Below are 17,753 nucleotides of genomic sequence, written 5' to 3'. Positions count from 1 at the left end.
GCGTCATCCCGTCTTCGGGGGCACGATCTGGAGGTAGATCATGCTGAGGACGAAGTTGGCCACGAACAGGAGCAGGAACGTGATGACGACGGACTCGTTGACCGCGTCGCCGACGCCCTTCGGACCGCCGCCGGCGTTCATGCCCTTGTAGGACGCCACGATGGCGGCGATGAGGCCGAACACGATGGCCTTGAAGAGGCCGATCCACAGGTCCGGCAGCTGGGCGAGCGCGGTGAAGCTGGCGACGTACGCCCCCGGGGTGCCGTCCTGGAGGACGACGTTGAAGACGTAGCCGCCGGCGACGCCGACGACGCTCACCATGCCGTTGAGGAAGAACGCGACGAGCATGCACGCGAGGACGCGGGGCACCACGAGCCGGTGGATGGGGTCGATGCCCAGCACCATCATCGCGTCGAGCTCCTCGCGGATCTTGCGGGCGCCGAGGTCGGCGGCGATCGCGGACCCGCCGGCGCCGGCGATGAGCAGGGCGGTGCCGATCGGGGCGGCCTGCTGGATGACCGCCAGCACCGACGCGGAGCCGGTGAAGGACTGGGCGCCGAACTGCTTGATGAGGCCGCCGACCTGGAGCGCGATGACCGCGCCGAAGGGGATGGCGACCAGGGCGGTCGGGACGATCGTGACCGACGCTATGAACCACGCCTGCTGGAGGAACTCGCGCAGCTGGAAGGGGCGCCGGAGGAGCGCTCGGCCGACGTCGAGGGCGAAGGCGAAGAGCTTGCCTGCGGCGCCGACCGGGGCGAGGGCCCGGGATGCGGTGAGGGAGGACACGATGCGATCAGGCCCCCGGAGCCAGGCCGGCGTTGGAGCTCTCGAAGGACCCGGGGGGCGGGGTGACGCCGTTGTCGCGGCACCACTCCCCCGGCGCGCGCTGGGTGCGCCGCGGGACGCCGTTGGAGGGGTCGAGCTGCATCGGGATGGGGGGCAGCGGCGGCAGCTCCTGGCCCTGCTCGGCAGCGAGCTCGTCGGCGTCCTTCTCCTCGGACATGCCGATCGGGCCGACCTTCTGGGCGTTGAGGAACTGGCGCACGACCGGCTCCTCGGAGCTGAGCAGCATCTCGCGCGGACCGAACATCGCGAGGTGCCGGTGGTAGAGCAGGCCGATGTTGTCGGGGACCGTGCGGGCGGTGTTGATGTCGTGGGTGACGATGAGGAACGTCGCGTCGATCTGCGCGTTGAGGTCGACGATCAGCTGGTTGAGGAAGGCGGTGCGCACCGGGTCCAGGCCCGAGTCCGGCTCGTCGAAGAGCACGATCTCCGGGTCGAGCACCAGGGCCCGGGCCAGCCCGGCCCGCTTGCGCATGCCACCGGAGATCTCGCCGGGGAGCTTGTCCTCGGCGCCGACGAGGCCGACGAGGTCCATCTTCTCCATGACGATGTCGCGGACCTCGGACTCGGACTTCTTCGTGTGCTCGCGCAGCGGGAAGGCGACGTTGTCGTAGAGGTTCATCGAGCCGAACATGGCGCCGTCCTGGAAGAGCACGCCGAAGAGCTTGCGGATCTCGTAGAGGTCCTTCTCCGAGCAGCTCGCGATGTCCGTGCCCTCGATGAGGATCGAGCCCTTGTCGGGCTTGATGAGGCCGATGAGGGTCTTGAGGAAGACCGACTTGCCGGTGCCGGAGGGGCCCAGCATCACGCAGATCTCGCCGGCCGGGATGGTCAGGCTGACGTCACCCCAGATCAGCTGCTTGCCGAACGACTTGGTGAGGTCGTCGACCGTGATCTCCACGCCCATGGCGCAGCCCTCCCTCCGAGACGGCATCGTCGTACGACGATGCGTGACACAGCGATCCGCGTCGCTCCCTACGGGGGGACCAACGCGGACGTGGCGGCGAGGTTACGGGGAAATTGCCACGGCGTCACCAGATGTACGCAGCGTGTCACTCCGAGTGACGATTTCTCGCCCCTCGGGAGGTGGAGGACGGGGCGTCAGCCCGCGCGGCGGCGCCGGATCTCGGCGTTGATGGCCGGGACGACCTCGTGGAGGTCACCGATCACGGCGTGGGTCGCCTTGGTGACCATCGGCGCGTCGGGGTCGGTGTTGATGGCCAGGATGGCCTTGGCGCTGCTGCACCCGGCCCAGTGCTGGATGGCCCCGCTGATGCCGCAGGGGATGTAGAGGTCGGGCGAGATCCGGCTCCCCGTCTGCCCGACCTGCTCGTGGTGGGGACGCCACCCCAGCGAGGTGACGACGCGCGAGACGCCGAGGGGCGCCCCGAGCAGGTCGGCCAGCTCGAGCAGGTCGTCGAAGCCGCCCTCGCTGCCGGCGCCGCGACCGGCGCCGACGACGACGCGCGCCGACTTGAGGCTGCCGGACAGGTCCGGGGCCGGCTCCTCGGTGGACACGACCCGGGCGACGAGGTCGGCCTCGGCCACCTCGGGCGCGTGCTCGACGAGGGTCGCGGCGGCCGGTGCCACGGCCGGCGCCGCCTCGACCGCGTGGCCCGCGACGGTGAAGACCGTGGGCCTGCTGGACAGCTGCATCTCCTCGACCGCCTGGCCGCCGACGACCTGGCGTCGTACGACGAACGGGGCGAGGCCGTCGAAGGCGACCACGTTGGCGGCCATCGCGACCCCGGAGCGGGCCGCGAGATGCGCGAGCACCTCGCCACCGCGGGGCGTGCCCGCGGCCATCACGACGACCGAGCGGGTCGCGGCGAGCACGGTCTCCAGCCCCGAGGCCCACGCGGCACCCGCGAACGCCGCGAAGCCGGGGCCGCCGAGGGCGTGGACGTCGCGCACGCCGTACGCCGCCAGCTGCGACTGCAGCGCGGGCGACACGTCGCCGACGACCACCGCGTCGACCGGGACCCCGCCTCCGGCGTCGGAGAGCGACCGGGCGAAGGTGAGGGTCTCCAGCGAGACCTCGACGGCGTCACCGGCGAGGTCCTTCTCCACGAGGACGAGGATCATCGGGCCAGCACCCCCAGCTGCTCGAGCAGGTCGACCACGGCCGGAGCGGCCTCGGGGCCCTTGCCGAGCACGTGCACGTCGCTGGGCGCTGCCGGGGGCAACGACCAGCGCACCCGGGCGGGACCGGCGGGGGCGCCGGAGAGCTCCCGCTCCTCGACGGGGACCTTCTTGGCCTTCATCCGTCCGGGGACGGTCGGGTAGCGCGGCTCGATGCCCCCCTCGAGCACCGTGACGACCGCGGGCAGCGGGACGCGGTAGGTCTCGTGCCCGTCGGGGCCGTCGCCGCTCGCGGTGACGACGGTCTGCCCGTCGACCTCCTCGACGACCACCCGGGTGACGCCGTTGACGACGGGGCGACCGAGCTCGTAGGCCAGCCGGATGCCGACCTGGAAGTCACCCGTGTCGGCGGCGTCGTGGCCCAGCAGCACCAGGTCGTGGGGGCGCCCGGCGGCCTCGTGGTCGCGGACGACCGCGGCGATCTCGCGGGCGACGTCGGCGGGGCCGAGCTGCTGGCTGTCGGCCACGACGTGGGTGGCCGCGGTGCAGCCGACCGCGAGCGCGGCCCGCACCTGCTCGAGGGCGTCCGCGTCACCGAGGGTGAGCACGGTGGCCTCGCCCCCGGTCGCCGAGGCGGCCTGGACGGCGAGCTCGACGGCGCACTGCTCGTGCTGGCTCATGGTGAAGCCGGCGAAGCGGCCGTCGACCGCCTGCCCGTCGTCGGTCAGCACGATCTCGCTGCTCGAGTCGGGGACCCGCTTGACGCAGACCAGCACGCTCGCCATCTACCTGATCCGCTCGTTGGTCGGGTCGAGGAGCGGGGTCGCGTCGACCGAGCCGACGGTGACCGGGTAGAGCTCCTCCATGTAGGAGACGGCGAGCCGGGTGCCGAGGGCCGCCTGCTCGGGCGGGAGGTAGGCGAGCAGCACGTGCTTGCCCAGCGACGGCGCCGACCCGGCCGAGGTGACGTAGGGGTGGTGCCCGTGCCCGTCAGTGAGCAGCGCGCCCTCGGAGGTGAGGATCGGCTCGCCACCGAGCATGTAGCGCTTCATGCCGCTGGCGGAGGTGTGGTCGTCGACCGTCAGCGTGCACAGGACCGCGGCCGGGTCGGCCCCCCGCTGCGCGAGGTAGGCCTCCTTGCCGACGAAGTCGGCCTGCTTGACCTTGGGCCGCTGCATGCCCGCCTCCACGATCGAGCGCTCACTGTCGAGCTCGGCGCCGTAGGCCCGGTAGCCCTTCTCGATGCGACCGGTGGTGCCGTAGACGCCGATGCCGGCCGGCACGGCGCCGTGCGGCGCCCCGGCCTCGAGCAGCGCCTCCCACAGGTCGGCGGCCGACTCCATGGGGACGTACAGCTCCCAGCCGAGCTCGCCGACGTAGGAGATGCGCGAGGCGAGGACGGTCGTGCCCCTGACGTCGATCTCGCGGCAGGACAGGAAGCCGAAGCCGGCGTCCGAGACGTCGCCCTCGGTGAGGGTGGCCACGATGTCGCGCGCCCGGGGACCCCAGATGCCGATCGTCGAGACGTCGTCGGTGAGGTCGGTGAGGGTGGTGGCGCCGTCGTCCTCGGGCAGGTGGCCGGCGAACCACGCCCGGTCGGCCATCCCGTGGGCGCCGCCGGTGACGACCCGGAAGTGGTCCTCCCCCAGCCGCATCACGGTCAGGTCGGAGCGGAAGCCGCCCTTGGCGTCCAGCACCGGGGTGTAGACGACCTTGCCCACCGCCACGTCGCACTGCGCGACGCAGGTGCCCTGGACGGTGGCCAGCGCGCCCGGCCCGGTGATGTCGAAGATGCAGAACGCCGACAGGTCGATCACCGCCGCCGCCTCGCGCATCCGCAGGTGCTCGGCGTTGATGATCGGGCTCCACCAGCGGGAGTCCCACTCGTGCTCGCGCGGCATCACCGCGTCGCCGTACTCCTCGAGCAGGCCGGCGTTGGACTCGTACCAGAACGGCCGCTCCCAGCCGGCCGTCTCGAAGAACACCGCGCCGAGCTTCTGCTGCGACGCGTGCATGGGCGAGAGCCGCTGGTCGCGGTCGGAGGCGTACTGCTCGGCCGGGTGGATGATGCCGTAGGTCTTGATGAAGGACTCGGTGGTGCGCAGCCGGGTGTGCTCGCGGCGCTTCTGGTGGTCGTGGAAGCGGGTGATGTCGCTGTGGTGGACGTCGATCTCGGAGTGGCCGTGCGTCATCCACTCGGCCATCGCCCGGCCGACGCCCGGGCCTTCCTTGATCCACACGGCCGCGGCCGTCCAGAGGCCGGCGACCTCGCTCTCGCCGAGGATCGGGTTGCCGTCGCAGGTCAGCGAGAGCAGGCCGTTGATGGCGTAGCGCATCTCGGCCCCCTCGGCGCCGAGCAGCTCGGGCATCAGCTCGTAGGCCTGCTCGAGCTGGGGGTCGAAGTCGTCGGAGGTGAAGGGCATCTCGGTGGGCGACAGCTTGGCCTGCTCGATCGAGGGGATGTCCTCGGGCTCGTGCAGGATCGCGCGGTGCGCGTAGGAGCCGACCTCCATGTCGGCGCCGTGCTGGCGCTCGTAGCAGAACGTGTCCATGTCGCGGACGATCGGGAAGGAGATCTCACCGTCGGTCTCCGCCAGCTGTGGGCAGGGACCCACGCTGATCATCTGGTGCACGGCCGGGGTGAGGGGGATGCTGATCCCGGCCATGTCGCCGAGCTTGGGGCTCCAGACGCCGGCGGCGATGACGACCGTGCCGGCCTCGATGTCGCCGCCCGTCGTCCGCACGCGGGTGATCCGCCGGCGCCCGTGGGACGCGTCCTCGGTGTCGAGCCCGACGACCTCGACGGTCGGCACGACGGTCAGCTCGCCGGTGGCCAGCGCCTGCTCGCGCATGATCGTGCCGGCCCGCAGCGAGTCCACCACGCCGACGCCGGGGGTCCAGAACGCGCCGATGAACTGGTCCTCCTCGATGAAGGGGACCTTCTCCTTGACGAAGGCGGGCGAGACCAGCTCGGCCTCGATGCCCCACGCCTTGGCGCTGGACATCCGCCGGCGCAGCTCCTCCATCCGCTCCTCGGTCCGGGCGATCTCGAAGCCGCCGGACTGCGTGAAGACGCCCATGTCCTGGTACTGCCGGACGGAGTCCAGCGTGAGGTCGGTGATCTCGCGGGAGTGGTCCACGGTGAAGATGAAGTTGGACGCGTGACCCGTCGAGCCGCCCGGGTTGGGCAGGGCGCCCTTGTCGATCTGGACGACGTTGCGCCACCCGAGGCGCGTCAGGTGGTGGACCAGGCTGTTGCCCACGATCCCCGCGCCGATGACGACCACGTCGGCGGTTGCCGGAACCTCTGCCATGCCGGACTCCTGTTGCGTAATGCGCAACGTGTTGCGCTATGTGCGTCTCAACGAAATGTACGCCGCCGTCCCCCGGCGGTGTCAAGGCGCGCGGGGGACGACGGCGTACGACGGGTCAGGCGCGAGGCTCCGTGATGGGCCCCGACGTGGGACCCGCCGCGGGCGGCTCGTCGTCGGGCACGGGCGCCGGGTCGGCACCCAGGCTGGCCAGCGCCACCGTCTGGTGGTCGGCCAGGTCGTACTTCTGCGCGTGCAGCACCGCCCGCCGGACGCGGGAGGGCAGGGTCGACTCGTAGGGCTCCGTGCGCAACGACTTCATCAGCGAGACGCACATCGCCACGATCACCAGCATGAAGGGGCCGGCCACGATGATCACCAGCGTCTGCAACGCGCCGAGCCCGCCGGACCACAGCAGGATGGCGGCCACCGCTCCCTGGGCGACACCCCAGAAGACGACCAGCCAGCGCATCGGCTCCTCCTTGCCGTGCTGGCTGAGCATGCCCATCACGATGGACGCGGAGTCGGCCCCGGTGATGAAGAAGATGGCGATGAGGAAGACGGCGAGGACCACGGTGACCGAGGAGAGCGGGTACTCGCGGAGCATCGTGAAGAGAGCGCTCTCGGTCCCCTCCTCGGCCAGCACCCCGCCCAAGTCGCGCACGCCGCCGAGCTGCACGTCGAACGCCGACCCGGCCATGATCGAGAACCACACGAACGACACCAGGCTCGGCACCGCGATGACGTAGACCACGAACTGGCGGATCGTGCGTCCCTTGGAGATCCGGGCGATGAACATGCCGACGAAGGGCGTCCACGACACCCACCAGGCCCAGTAGAAGATCGTCCACCCGCTGATGAAGGCGTCGCCCCCGAAGGCTCCAGTGCGGAACGACATGGCGGGCAGGTGCGTCAGGTAGCCGCCCAGGGACTCGGTGAACGTGCTCATGATGAAGACCGTCGGGCCCACCACGAAGAGGAAGAAGACCAGCACCAGGGCGGCGACCGCGTTGGCGTTGGAGAGGAACTGCACGCCCTTCTCGACGCCGGTGACCGCCGAGGCGACGAAGCAGGCGGTCAGGAAGGCGATCACCGCGACGGTGACCCAGTTGGACTCACCCGTGCCGAACACGTCGTCGAGGCCGCCGGTGATCTGCAGGGCACCCAGGCCCAGCGAGGTGGCCGAGCCGAAGAGCGTGGCGAAGATCGCGATCACGTCGATGGCCTTGCCGGGCCCCTGGGTGGCGCGGCGGCCGAGAAGCGGCCCGAAGGCTCCGGACACCAGGTTGCCGGCGCCCTTGCGGTAGGCGAAGTAGCCGATGGCCAGACCGATCACGGCGTACATCGACCAGGGGTGCAGGCCCCAGTGGAAGAAGGCGTACTCCATCGCGGTGCGCGCCGCCTCGGGCGTGCCCGCCTCGGCCCGGCCCGGCGGGATGCTGCCGGCCTCGGTGGCGGTGAGGTAGGTGAGCGGCTCCGCGACCCCCCAGAACATCAGGCCGATGCCCATGCCGGTGGCGAACATCATCGACACCCAGGAGAACGTCGAGAACTCCGGCGTGGAGTCGTCCGGGCCGAGCCTGATGTTGCCGTAGCGGGTGGCCGCCAGGTAGACCGAGAAGACCAGGAAGCCCGCACTCACCAGCACGAACATCCAGCCGAAGTTGCTGGTGAGCCACTTGAGGGCGTCGCCGGTGCCGGTCGTCATGCCGTCGGAGTCGAGCGCCCCCCAGAGCAGGAAGGCGGCGACGAGTGCGGCGGCCACCCCGAAGGTGACCTTGTCCAGCGGGACGGGGCCGGTGCTGCCGCGGTACTGCTCGTCACCGGGTCCGGGCGGGGCCTCGTGGGTGGTCTGGGCCATGTCCTGCTCCTTCTCGAGGCAGAGTTGCGTCCTCCGCAACCATGGGGCGGAGGACGCAACTACTGTCGTGCGTGACGTGGATCACGTCAAGGCTCGCGGCCTCGGGCCTCGGCACAGCCACGATGCGACGCGCTACTGGGGCCCTGCTGGATCCCTACTGCAGCCAGGCGTCCACCTTGTCCTGGTTCTCCTCGACCCACTTGGCGGCGGCGTCCTCGGGAGACATGCCGTCGGAGGCGATGTAGCCAGCCACGACGTTCTGGTCGTCGTTGGTCCAGGTGAAGTTCTGCACCAGGTCGACGGCCGTGGAGTCGGACGCCGCCCAGTCGGTGCCGACGATCTTCTTCAGCTCGGTCTCCGGGTAGTCGCAGGCCACGTCCTGCGGGTCGTCCTGGCAGCCCTCCTCGTACGGCGGCAGCGCGACCTTGACCAGCGGCACCTCGGCCATGAAGTACTGCGGCTCGTAGAAGTAGCCGATCAGGAACTCCTTGTTCTCCTCCGCCTTGCGGAACGCCTCGATGCTCGCGGCCTCCGACCCGGAGAAGACGACCTTGAAGTCGAGGTCGAGGTTGCTCACGATGGCCTCGTCGAACTGGACGTACGACGGGTCGGCACCGAGGAACTGGCCCTTGCCGTCGGACTCCGACGTGGCGAAGTCCTGCGCGTAGTCGTTGAGGTTCTCCCAGTCGGTGATGTCGGGGTTCTCCTCCGCGAGCCACGGCGGGACGTACCAGCCGATGATGCCCACGTTGCCCTGCGGCCCCATGTCCATCGCGGTGCCGTCGCCCTCGCCCTCGAAGAACTTCTTCTCCAGGTCGGGGTGTCCCCAGTCCTCGATGACGACGTCCACCTCGCCGGTGCCGAAGCCCTGCCAGGAGACGTCCTCCTTGAGCTCCTTGTACTCGACGGTGCAGCCCAGCTGGTCCTGGGCGACGGTGCCCACGACGTACGCGCTCGCCTCGTAGCCGACCCACGGGTTGACGGCCATCTGGAGGTCCCCGCAGTCGCCGCCACCTTCCGCGGCCTGCGACTCGTTGGCCTCGGTGGCGTCGTCGACGGATCCGCCGCCACAGGCGGAGAGCGCCAGCGTGGCGACGGCGGCGAGGGCCCCCAGACGAGCCCCCCGGCTTCTGGCAATCCTCATGATGCTGCTCCTCTGATCTCGTGGTTGGTTCGAAAAATCTGCGTGGTCACCGTGGCGGCCCGATCGGCAGCCGGATGTTGAAGGGCCGCCGCGGGCCGGGCCCGTCGTCGCGCCGCATGTCGGCGGCCGCCCGGGTGATCCGGTCGAGCATCACGCCGAGCAGGACGATGGTGATCCCGGCAGCGGCACCCTTGCCCCACGCCTCACTGCGGGAGAAGCCGTAGACGACGTCGTAGCCCAGTGCACCGGCGCCCACCAGCCCGCCGATGACGGTCATGGACAGCACGTAGAGCAGCCCCTGGTTGGTGGCGAGCACCAGCGAGCCCCGGGCCATCGGCAGCTGCACCTTGGTGATCTCCTGCCAGGTCGTCTGGCCCGTGGAGCGGCCCGCCTCGATGGTCGTGGGCGAGACGGCCTTGACCCCGTCGGCGACCAGCTTGATGGCGGCCGGCGCGGCGTAGACGATGCCGGCGACGATCGCGGTGAAGCGGGACGGACCGAAGAGGGCGAGGACCGGGATCAGGTAGACGAACGGCGGGATGGTCTGCCCGGCGTCGAGCAGCGGACGGATGCCGAGGTCGAAGCGGCGGTCGCGTGCCATCCAGACGCCGAAGACCAGGGCCAGGACCATCACCAGGACGGTGGCGACCAGGGTCATGGTCAGCGTGATCATCGCGTCGTGCCAGAGGTCGAAGAACCAGATGCCGGTGAGGCAGACGAGGGTGGAGACCAGCGCACGCATGCCTCCGAACACCAGGGCGAGCGCGGAGATGGCGACGTAGGAGACGTACCAGGGCGACTCGGCCAGCAGCGACTGCATGGGGTTGAGGAGCCAGTTGGTGACGAAGTCCTTGAACGCTCCGGTGACGCCCCCGAACGTGCTGGTGACCCAGTCCATGACCTCGTTGACGCCGTCGGCGAGCCGGTCGCCGATCGTGTAGACGGGGAACTCGGCCAGGCTGAGGTAGGTGCGGGAGAGGTAGACCGCGACGAGGGTGACGACGGCGCCGACCGCGAGGACGATGCGCCGCATGCGCACGTTGCCACCGCCCCCGCGGGCGACCTTCTCCGCGCGCTCGCTCGCCGCCGTGGTGGTGCGGTCGAGCATCACGGCCATCACCACGATCAGCACGCCCGGCACGAAGGCGGCGCCGACGTCGTTGATGCGCAGGCCCGCGAGGACGGGCTTGCCGAGGCCGGGACCGTTGACGAAGGCGGCGAGGGTGGCCATCGAGAGCGCGGCCAGCGTCGTCTGGTTGAGGCCGACGATGATGGTCTTGCGCGCCATCGGGAGCTGCACCTTGCGCAGCCGCTGCCAGTAGGTCTGCCCGGCCGAGTCGGTCGCCTCGATGGTCGTGGTCGACACCTCCCTGATCCCGAACCCGGCGATCCGGACGAGGGGCGGGAGCGCGTAGAAGATCGTGCTCACGACGGCGGCGCTGACGCCGATGCCGAAGAACAGCACGACGGGCAGGAGGTAGACGAAGGTCGGCATCGTCTGCAGCAGGTCCAGGACGACGGTGACCACCTTGTTGGCCCGCGGGCTGGTGCCGATCAGGACCGCCAGCGGCATCCCGATGACCACGACGATGGCGACCGAGATGCCGGTGACGATGAGCGTGTCGAGCGAGTCCTGCCAGAAGCCGAGGAGGCCGAAGGAGAGGAACGAGAGGCAGACCAGCACCGCGATGCGCCAGCTGGCGATCGCGAGACCGATGTACGTCGCGATCGCGACCACGCCGAGCCAGCCGATCTCCGGCACCGGTCGCGGCGGGTTGGGCACCACGATCATGCGCTGCACCCACTCGAAGGCGCTGCGGAGCATGTCGGCGATGGCGTTGGTGAACTGCATGACCGGGTTGGTGTCGCGGCCGGCGAGCAGCGCGTTGTTGATCTCCGTGAGCTCGTCGTGCAGGTCGGTGCGTGCGACACCGGGCAGGGCCAGCGTGTTCGTGCCCTGGGTGAAGTACCAGACCACGATCCACACCGCGATGACGCCGGCGGCCGGGATCCAGCGGCTGACCCGGGTCCGTTCGGGCGGCGGCGGCTCGGCCCCGGGCTCGACCGGCTTCGGGGCCGCCGGCGCCGGGGCGGTCGTGGTCACACCGCCTCCTCGGCCACGACGACGCGCATGATGTCCTCCTCGTCCACGACGCCGACGAGTCGGTCGCCGTCGAGGACCCGGATCGGTGCGTCCGACGCGATCGCCGCACGGGCGGCCTGGCGCACGATGGTCGAGACCGGCAGCGTCGGCCCGTCCATCGACTCCCCCGGACGTGGGTCGCGCATGACCCACTTCAGCGTGAGCACGTGCGCCTTGGGCACCTCGGAGACGAAGTCCTTGACGTAGTCGTCGGCGGGCTGGGCCACGACCTCGTCGGGTGTGCCGATCTGCACGATCGCCCCGTCGCGCAGGATCATGATCCGGTCCCCGAGCTTGAGCGCCTCGGCCAGGTCGTGGGTGATGAAGACCATCGTCTTGCCGAGCTCGCGGTGCAGCCGGATGACCTCGTTCTGCATGTCCCGCCGAATGAGCGGGTCGAGCGCCGAGAACGGCTCGTCGAAGAGCAGCATCTCGGGGTCGCCGGCCAGGGCGCGGGCCAGGCCGACCCGCTGCTGCATGCCGCCGGACAGCTGGTCGGGGTAGGACATCTCGTAGCCCGTGAGCCCGACGAGGTCGACGATCTCGGACGCCTTCGCCCGGCGCTCCTTCTTGGGGATGCCCCGCACCTCGAGGCCGTAGGCGACGTTGTCGATCACCTGGCGGTGCGGCAGCAGCCCGAAGTGCTGGAAGACCATCGACACCTGCGTGCGGCGGACGTCGCGCAGCTGGCTCTCCGAGGCCGAGGTGATGTCCATCCCGTTGAGGGTCACCGTGCCGCTGGTCGGCTCGATCAGCCGCGTCAGCAGCCGGACCAGGGTGGACTTGCCGGAGCCCGACAGCCCCATCACGACGAAGACCTCCCCCGGTGCGACGTCGAAGGAGACGTCCCGGACCCCCACGACGTTGCCCGTCTTGGTCTTGAGCTCGGCACGCGAGAGCTCTGCGTCGGGCGTGCCGATGATCTTGTCCGAGCGCGGGCCGAAGATCTTCCAGAGACTGTCGACCGACAGGGCTGCCGTCATGACTGCTCCTCCACTACATGGTCGGCGACGTCGTTGCGACGGTCGCCGGGCGGGTACAGCGGTGAGCCGCCATGGTGGCGGTAGAACGGCACGTCGGCGGCCGGGAGCGGCGTACTTCCCGAGATCAGGTCAGCGGCCTTCTCGGCGACCATCATCACGGGGGCGTAGATGTTGCCGTTGGTGATGTAGGGGAACACCGAGGCGTCGACGACCCGCAGCCCCTCGGTGCCGTGCACCCGCATGCTGGTGGGGTCGACGACCGACAGGTCGTCCGTGCCCATCTTCGCGGTGCACGACGGGTGCAGGGCCGTCTCGGCGTCCTCGCGGACCCAGTCTAGGATCTCCTCGTCGGTCTCCACCGACGGCCCGGGCGACAGCTCGCCGCCGTTGAACGGCGCGAACGCCGCCTGGTTGAGGATGGAGCGGGCCACCCGGACGGCCTCGACCCACTCGCGCCGGTCGTTGGGGGTCGAGAGGTAGTTGAACAGCATCCGCGGCTTCTGCCGTGCGTCGGTCGAGGAGATCCGGACCCAGCCCCGGGTGTCGGCGTACATCGGGCCGATGTGGACCTGGTAGCCGTGGGCGTACTTGTCCTGCCCCGCCGGCGGCGAGCCGTCGTAGCGGATCGCGATGGGCAGGAAGTGGAACATCAGGTTGGGCCACTCGACGTCGTCGTTGGACCGGCAGAAGCCGCCGCCCTCGAAGTGGTTGGACGCCGCCGTGCCCGTGCGCCTGAACAGCCACTCCAGGCCGACCAGGGGGCGGTTGCGCCACTTGAGGCCCTCGACGATCGACACCGGCTGCAGCGAGGCGTACTGGATGTAGACCTCGAGGTGGTCCTGCAGGTTCTCCCCCACCCCGGGGAGGTCGTGGACCATCTCGACGCCCAGGGGGCGGAGGTGGTCGGCGTTGCCGATGCCCGAGAGCTGCAGCAGCTGGGGCGAGTTGATGGCACCGCCGCACAGGACGACCTCGCCCGCGCCGACGTACTCGTGCCTGCGCCCGGCGCGGAGGTACTCGACGCCGACCGCGCGGGTGCCCTGGAAGCGCACCTTGGTGGCGTGCGCGAAGGTCTCGACCGTGAGGTTGGGACGCCCCATCACCGGGTGCAGGTAGGCGCGTGCTGCCGACATCCGCACGCCCTTGACGATGTTGCGGTCGAAGCGCCCGAAGCCCTCCTGCCGGTAGCCGTTGACGTCGTCGGTCAGGGGGTAGCCCGCCTGCTCCGCGGATTCGAAAAAGGCGCTGAAGAGGGGGTTGGTGGCCGGGCTCCGCTCCAGCCGCAGCGGCCCCGACCCACCGCGCCAGGCGTCCGCGCCGACCTGCCCGTCGGGCATGACCAGCGACTCCATCCGCTTGAAGTAGGGCAGGCAGTGGGCGTAGTCCCACGTCTCCATCCCCGGGTCCGCAGCCCACCGCTGGTAGTCCATCGGGTTGCCGCGCTGGAAGATCATCCCGTTGATCGAGGACGAGCCCCCGAGCACCTTGCCGCGGGCGTGGTAGACGCGACGGCCGCCCATCGCCGGCTCCGGCTCCGACTCGTACCTCCAGTCGTAGAGCGGGTTGCCGATCGGGAAGGGCAGTGCGCCGGGGGCATGGATCAGCGGGTCGAACCGGTCCGTGCGCCCCGCCTCCAGCACCAGCACCGAGGTCGAGGGGTCGGCCGAAAGCCGGTGGGCGAGGGCGCACCCGGCCGAGCCTCCACCCACGATGACGACGTCGTACCGGTCCTCGCCCATGTCTAGTCCCCGGACTCCTGGTCGGCGCCGAACCAGTGCTGCACGGCGGGCCTGATGTTGTGCCAGACGTGCTTCGTCTCGCGGTACTCGTCGAGCCCGGCCGCGCCGAGCTCGCGCCCGGTCCCGGACTGCTTGTAGCCGCCCCACTCCGCCTGCGGGACGTAGGGGTGGTAGTCGTTGATCCAGACGGTGCCCATCCGCAACCGGGCCGCGACCCGCTGCCCGCGACCCGCGTCCCGGGTCCACACCGCGCCGGCCAGGCCGTAGATGCTGTCGTTGGCGATCGCGACCGCCTCGTCCTCGTCGCGGAAGGTCTCCACGGTGAGCACCGGGCCGAACGACTCGTCCTGGGTCACCGACATCGCGCTGGTGCAGGCGTCGAGGACGGTCGGCAGGTAGTAGAAGCCGTCCGCGAGGGCCGGGTCGTCGGGTCGCGTGCCGCCGCAGCGAAGGACCGCGCCCTCGGCGAGGCCGCGGGCGACGTACGCCTCGACCTTGTCCCGGTGCGCGGCACTGGTGAGGGGGCCCGTCTCGGCCTTGTCGTCGAAGGGCCCGCCCAGCCGGATCTGCCGGGTGCGGGCGACCAGCTCGTCGACGAAGTCGTCGTGGACCGACTCCTCGACGAGCAGCCGGGCACCGGCCGAGCACACCTGGCCGGAGTGCAGGAAGACGGCCGTCAGCGCGTAGTCGAGCGCCACCTCGAGGTCCGCGTCGGCGAAGACGATGTTGGGGTTCTTGCCGCCCAGCTCGAGGGCGACCTTCTTGACCGTCGGGGCGGCCGCGGCCATCAGCCGGCGTCCGGTCTCGAGCCCGCCGGTGAAGGAGATCAGGTCGACGCGGGGGTCGGTGGCGAGCGGCGCCCCGGCCGTGGCCCCGGCGCCGAGGACCAGGTTGCCGACGCCGGCCGGGAGCCCCGCCTCCTCGAGCAGCCGCATCAGGTGGATCGCGGAGTGCGGCGTGAGCTCGCTGGGCTTGAGGACGAAGGTGTTGCCGGCCGCCAGGCAGGGGGCGACCTTCCAGGAGACCTGGAGGAGCGGGTAGTTCCACGGGGTCACCAGGCCGCAGACCCCGACGGGCTCGTGGACGATGCGGCTGACGACGTCGGCGTTGCCGGTGTCCACGACGCGCCCCGCCTCCTCGGCGGCGACCCGTCCGTAGTGGCGGAAGACCGACACGATGTCGGCGACGTCGTACTCGCTCTCGACGAACCGCTTGCCGGTGTCGAGCGACTCCATCCGGGCGACGACGGCGGTGTCACGCTCCAGCAGGTCGGCGACCCGCAGGAGCAGGTCGCCCCGCTCACGGCTGCTGGTGCCGGGCCAGGGCCCCTCGTGGAACGCGCGGTACGCCGCGGCGATGGCCGCGTCGGTGTCCTCGGCGTCCGCCTCGTCGACCTCGGCCACGAGGGTGCCGTCGGCGGGACAGCGGATCTCCCGGCGTCCGCCGGAGCGCGCGCTCGTCCACGTCGCGTCCACGTAGAGCTCGGGCAAGGCCAACCACCTTCCGGGCGGCAGCGTGGCGGTGAAGCCGACACGCTCGGCCCATCAATACCGTGGGCAGCAGCGTGGCAGCGAAGCCGACACGCTCGGCCCATCCATCTCCGTGTTGCGTATGTCGCAACCGGATGCTCCGAGCGCAACCAGCCAGACACTCCGAGGATGCTGCGAGGACACCGTGCCGTCAAGGGCGATTGGACCAGCCCCGTGACATGGAGACCTACCTGTGACCCCAGCCCAACCGGTGCGAGACCTCGACGGCGGCCTCGGTCACGAGGCGCACGACCTCCTCGAGGCGCTGGGGCGGCAGCCGGAACGACGGCCCGGAGACGCTCATCGAGGCCACCACGTCGCCGTGCGCGTTGCGGACGGGTGCGGCCACCGCGGTCAGGCCGACCTCGAGCTCGTCGACCGCGAGCGCGTAGCCCTGGGCGCGGACGCGGTCGAGCTCCTCGCGCAGCAGCGGGCGGCGGGTGATCGTGTGGGGGGTATAGGTCGCGAGGGTCCCGAGGACTGCTTCCAGCGACGCCTCGTCGAGGCCGCTCAGCAGGACCTTGCCGTTGCTCGTGGCGTGCAGCGGGATGTGCTGGCCGACCCAGTTGTGGGGCTGGAGGGCCGACGAGCCGGCGACCTGGTCGAGGTAGAGCGCGGAGCTCTCCGAGAGGACCGCGACGTTGACCGTCTCCCCGGTGTCCGCGGCCAGCTGGCGACAGATGGGACGGGCCTCCTGCACCAGGTCGAGCCGGGCCGTCGTGGCGCCGGCCAGCCGCAGGATGCCGACCCCGAGGCGGTAGCGACCCCGGTCCACGGTCTGCTCGACGAGGCGGTGCGCCTCCAGCGTGGCGACCAACCGGAAGGCGGTGCTCTTGTGGACGCCGAGCTCGGCGGCGATCTCGGTGACCCCGGCCTCGCCGGTGCGGGCCAGCACCTCGAGGATGCCGAGGGCCCGGTCGACCGACTGGACGCCCTGCCCCGTGACGGCCGTGGGCAGCTCCGTCGCCGTCGAGGCCGTCGGGATCCCGGCCGCGGACACGACCTCGCCATCGACCTCGCCGTCGACCGGGACAGCCTTGCTCATGGCGGGAGACTAGCGCACCTGCTGTTGCGTATCGCAGACTGCGTTCCGTCGAGCGCAACAACCGCGACCACCGAGTCCGACCCCCGAGGAGCCCCCATGGTGCAGGCGACGAGCGCCTCCGACCAGGCCGCCGCGCCGGACAGCACGGCGCCGGACAGCTACGTGCTGGTCCTCTCCTGTCCCGACCGGCCGGGCATCGTGCACGCGGTGTCGGGCTTCCTCGTGGAGCGTGGCGGCAACATCGTGGAGAGCCAGCAGTTCGGAGACCGCCTCACCGACCGCTTCTTCATGCGGATCGACTTCACGGTGTCCGGCCCCGCCACGGCCGACTCGCTGCGCGCCGACTTCGCGGCGGTGGCCAGGCGCTTCGACATGGACGTCGAGCTCTGGGGCGCGCGGGCGCCGTACCGCACCCTCATCATGGTCTCCAAGCATCTGCACTGCCTCAACGACCTGCTCTTCCGGGCCAGCACCGGGGCGCTCCAGATCGAGATCCCCGCCGTGGTCAGCAACCACCGCGACGCCGAGGCCCTGGTGCGCTCCTACGGCCTGGACTTCCACCACGTGCCGGTCACCCCGGACACCAAGGCGGACGCGGAGCGGCGGCTCATGGAGCTGGTCGACGAGACCGGCGCACACCTCGTCGTGCTGGCGCGCTACATGCAGGTCCTCTCCGACGACCTGTGCCGCCAGCTGTCGGGTCGGGCCATCAACATCCACCACTCGTTCCTGCCCAGCTTCAAGGGGGCCCGGCCCTACCACCAGGCCTTCGACCGGGGCGTCAAGCTCGTCGGCGCCACCGCGCACTACGTCACGGCCGACCTCGACGAGGGGCCGATCATCGAGCAGGACGTCATCCGCGTCGATCACACCTACGACCAGGACCAGCTCGTGGCCGCCGGCCGCGACGTGGAGGCGCAGGTGCTGTCCCGGGCGGTGCGCTGGCACGCGCAGTCCCGGGTCCTGCTCAACCGGGACAGGACCGTCGTCTTCCGCTGAGCGCAGAGAGTCGAGAGAACACGGCCAGTCGGGCAGAGGGTTCGGCGACCACAGGAGCACCACCGAGGAGG

The 17,753-nt window shown here is 70.7% G+C and carries 13 protein-coding genes; 1 reads left to right on the top strand and 12 read right to left on the bottom strand.

Features of this window, described 5'->3' with window-relative positions; genetic code table 11:
* Positions 1–3: 3 nt before the first annotated feature.
* The 12 genes from ASG88_RS11965 to ASG88_RS11910 all read right to left on the bottom strand — a co-directional run bounded on the left by ASG88_RS11965 (position 4) and on the right by ASG88_RS11910 (position 16,683).
* Complete coding sequence (locus ASG88_RS11965) at positions 4–789, bottom strand: MlaE family ABC transporter permease (RefSeq protein WP_056887641.1); 786 nt, start codon at positions 787–789, stop codon at positions 4–6.
* A 7-nt stretch (positions 790–796) separates the two neighbouring features.
* Positions 797–1,753 carry an ABC transporter ATP-binding protein gene (locus ASG88_RS11960; protein ID WP_056887640.1) on the bottom strand — a complete coding sequence of 319 codons (957 nt, stop codon included), beginning with the start codon at positions 1,751–1,753 and terminating at the stop codon, positions 797–799.
* 194 nt (positions 1,754–1,947) lie between these two features.
* On the bottom strand, positions 1,948–2,931 hold the full coding sequence (locus ASG88_RS11955; RefSeq protein WP_056887639.1) for an electron transfer flavoprotein subunit alpha/FixB family protein: 984 nt from the start codon (positions 2,929–2,931) through the stop codon (positions 1,948–1,950).
* Positions 2,928–3,713 carry an electron transfer flavoprotein subunit beta/FixA family protein gene (locus ASG88_RS11950; RefSeq protein WP_056887638.1) on the bottom strand — a complete coding sequence of 262 codons (786 nt, stop codon included), beginning with the start codon at positions 3,711–3,713 and terminating at the stop codon, positions 2,928–2,930. The genes ASG88_RS11955 and ASG88_RS11950 overlap by 4 nt, the downstream gene beginning before the upstream one ends.
* Positions 3,714–6,242 (bottom strand): GcvT family protein, encoded by a 2,529-nt coding sequence (locus tag ASG88_RS11945; protein ID WP_056887637.1) that lies wholly within the window; start codon positions 6,240–6,242, stop codon positions 3,714–3,716.
* Positions 6,243–6,357: 115 nt separating this feature from the next.
* Complete coding sequence (locus tag ASG88_RS11940) at positions 6,358–8,100, bottom strand: BCCT family transporter (protein ID WP_056887636.1); 1,743 nt, start codon at positions 8,098–8,100, stop codon at positions 6,358–6,360.
* A 154-nt stretch (positions 8,101–8,254) separates the two neighbouring features.
* The gene (locus tag ASG88_RS11935; protein ID WP_056887635.1) at positions 8,255–9,244 is read right to left on the bottom strand and encodes an ABC transporter substrate-binding protein; all 990 of its coding nucleotides are present in this window, start codon (positions 9,242–9,244) and stop codon (positions 8,255–8,257) included.
* 46 nt (positions 9,245–9,290) lie between these two features.
* Entirely contained in the window at positions 9,291–11,348 is a 2,058-nt protein-coding gene (locus tag ASG88_RS11930) for an ABC transporter permease (protein ID WP_056887634.1), read from the bottom strand.
* Positions 11,345–12,370, bottom strand: a complete 1,026-nt coding sequence (locus ASG88_RS11925) for a quaternary amine ABC transporter ATP-binding protein (protein ID WP_056887633.1) — start codon at positions 12,368–12,370, stop codon at positions 11,345–11,347. Before ASG88_RS11925 ends, ASG88_RS11930 begins: the two co-directional genes overlap by 4 nt.
* Positions 12,367–14,109, bottom strand: coding sequence for a choline dehydrogenase (betA, locus tag ASG88_RS11920; RefSeq protein WP_056887632.1), 1,743 nt, complete (start codon positions 14,107–14,109; stop codon positions 12,367–12,369). Before betA ends, ASG88_RS11925 begins: the two co-directional genes overlap by 4 nt.
* 2 nt (positions 14,110–14,111) lie before the next feature.
* Positions 14,112–15,599, bottom strand: a complete 1,488-nt coding sequence (locus ASG88_RS11915) for an aldehyde dehydrogenase family protein (protein WP_056887631.1) — start codon at positions 15,597–15,599, stop codon at positions 14,112–14,114.
* Between the two features lie 226 nt (positions 15,600–15,825).
* Positions 15,826–16,683, bottom strand: a complete 858-nt coding sequence (locus ASG88_RS11910; protein WP_082600326.1) for an IclR family transcriptional regulator — start codon at positions 16,681–16,683, stop codon at positions 15,826–15,828.
* 96 nt (positions 16,684–16,779) lie between these two features.
* Here ASG88_RS11910 and purU point away from each other — a divergent pair, with 96 nt between their 5' ends.
* Entirely contained in the window at positions 16,780–17,682 is a 903-nt protein-coding gene (gene purU, locus ASG88_RS11905; protein WP_056887630.1) for a formyltetrahydrofolate deformylase, read from the top strand.
* Positions 17,683–17,753 lie beyond the last annotated feature (71 nt).

It is taken from the genome of Nocardioides sp. Soil777, assembly GCF_001428425.1.
In the GTDB taxonomy this organism is placed as follows: Bacteria; Actinomycetota; Actinomycetes; order Propionibacteriales; family Nocardioidaceae; genus Nocardioides; species Nocardioides terrigena.
Note: the sequence above shows the minus strand (reverse complement) of the source record. Positions and strands in the feature narration are given on the sequence as shown.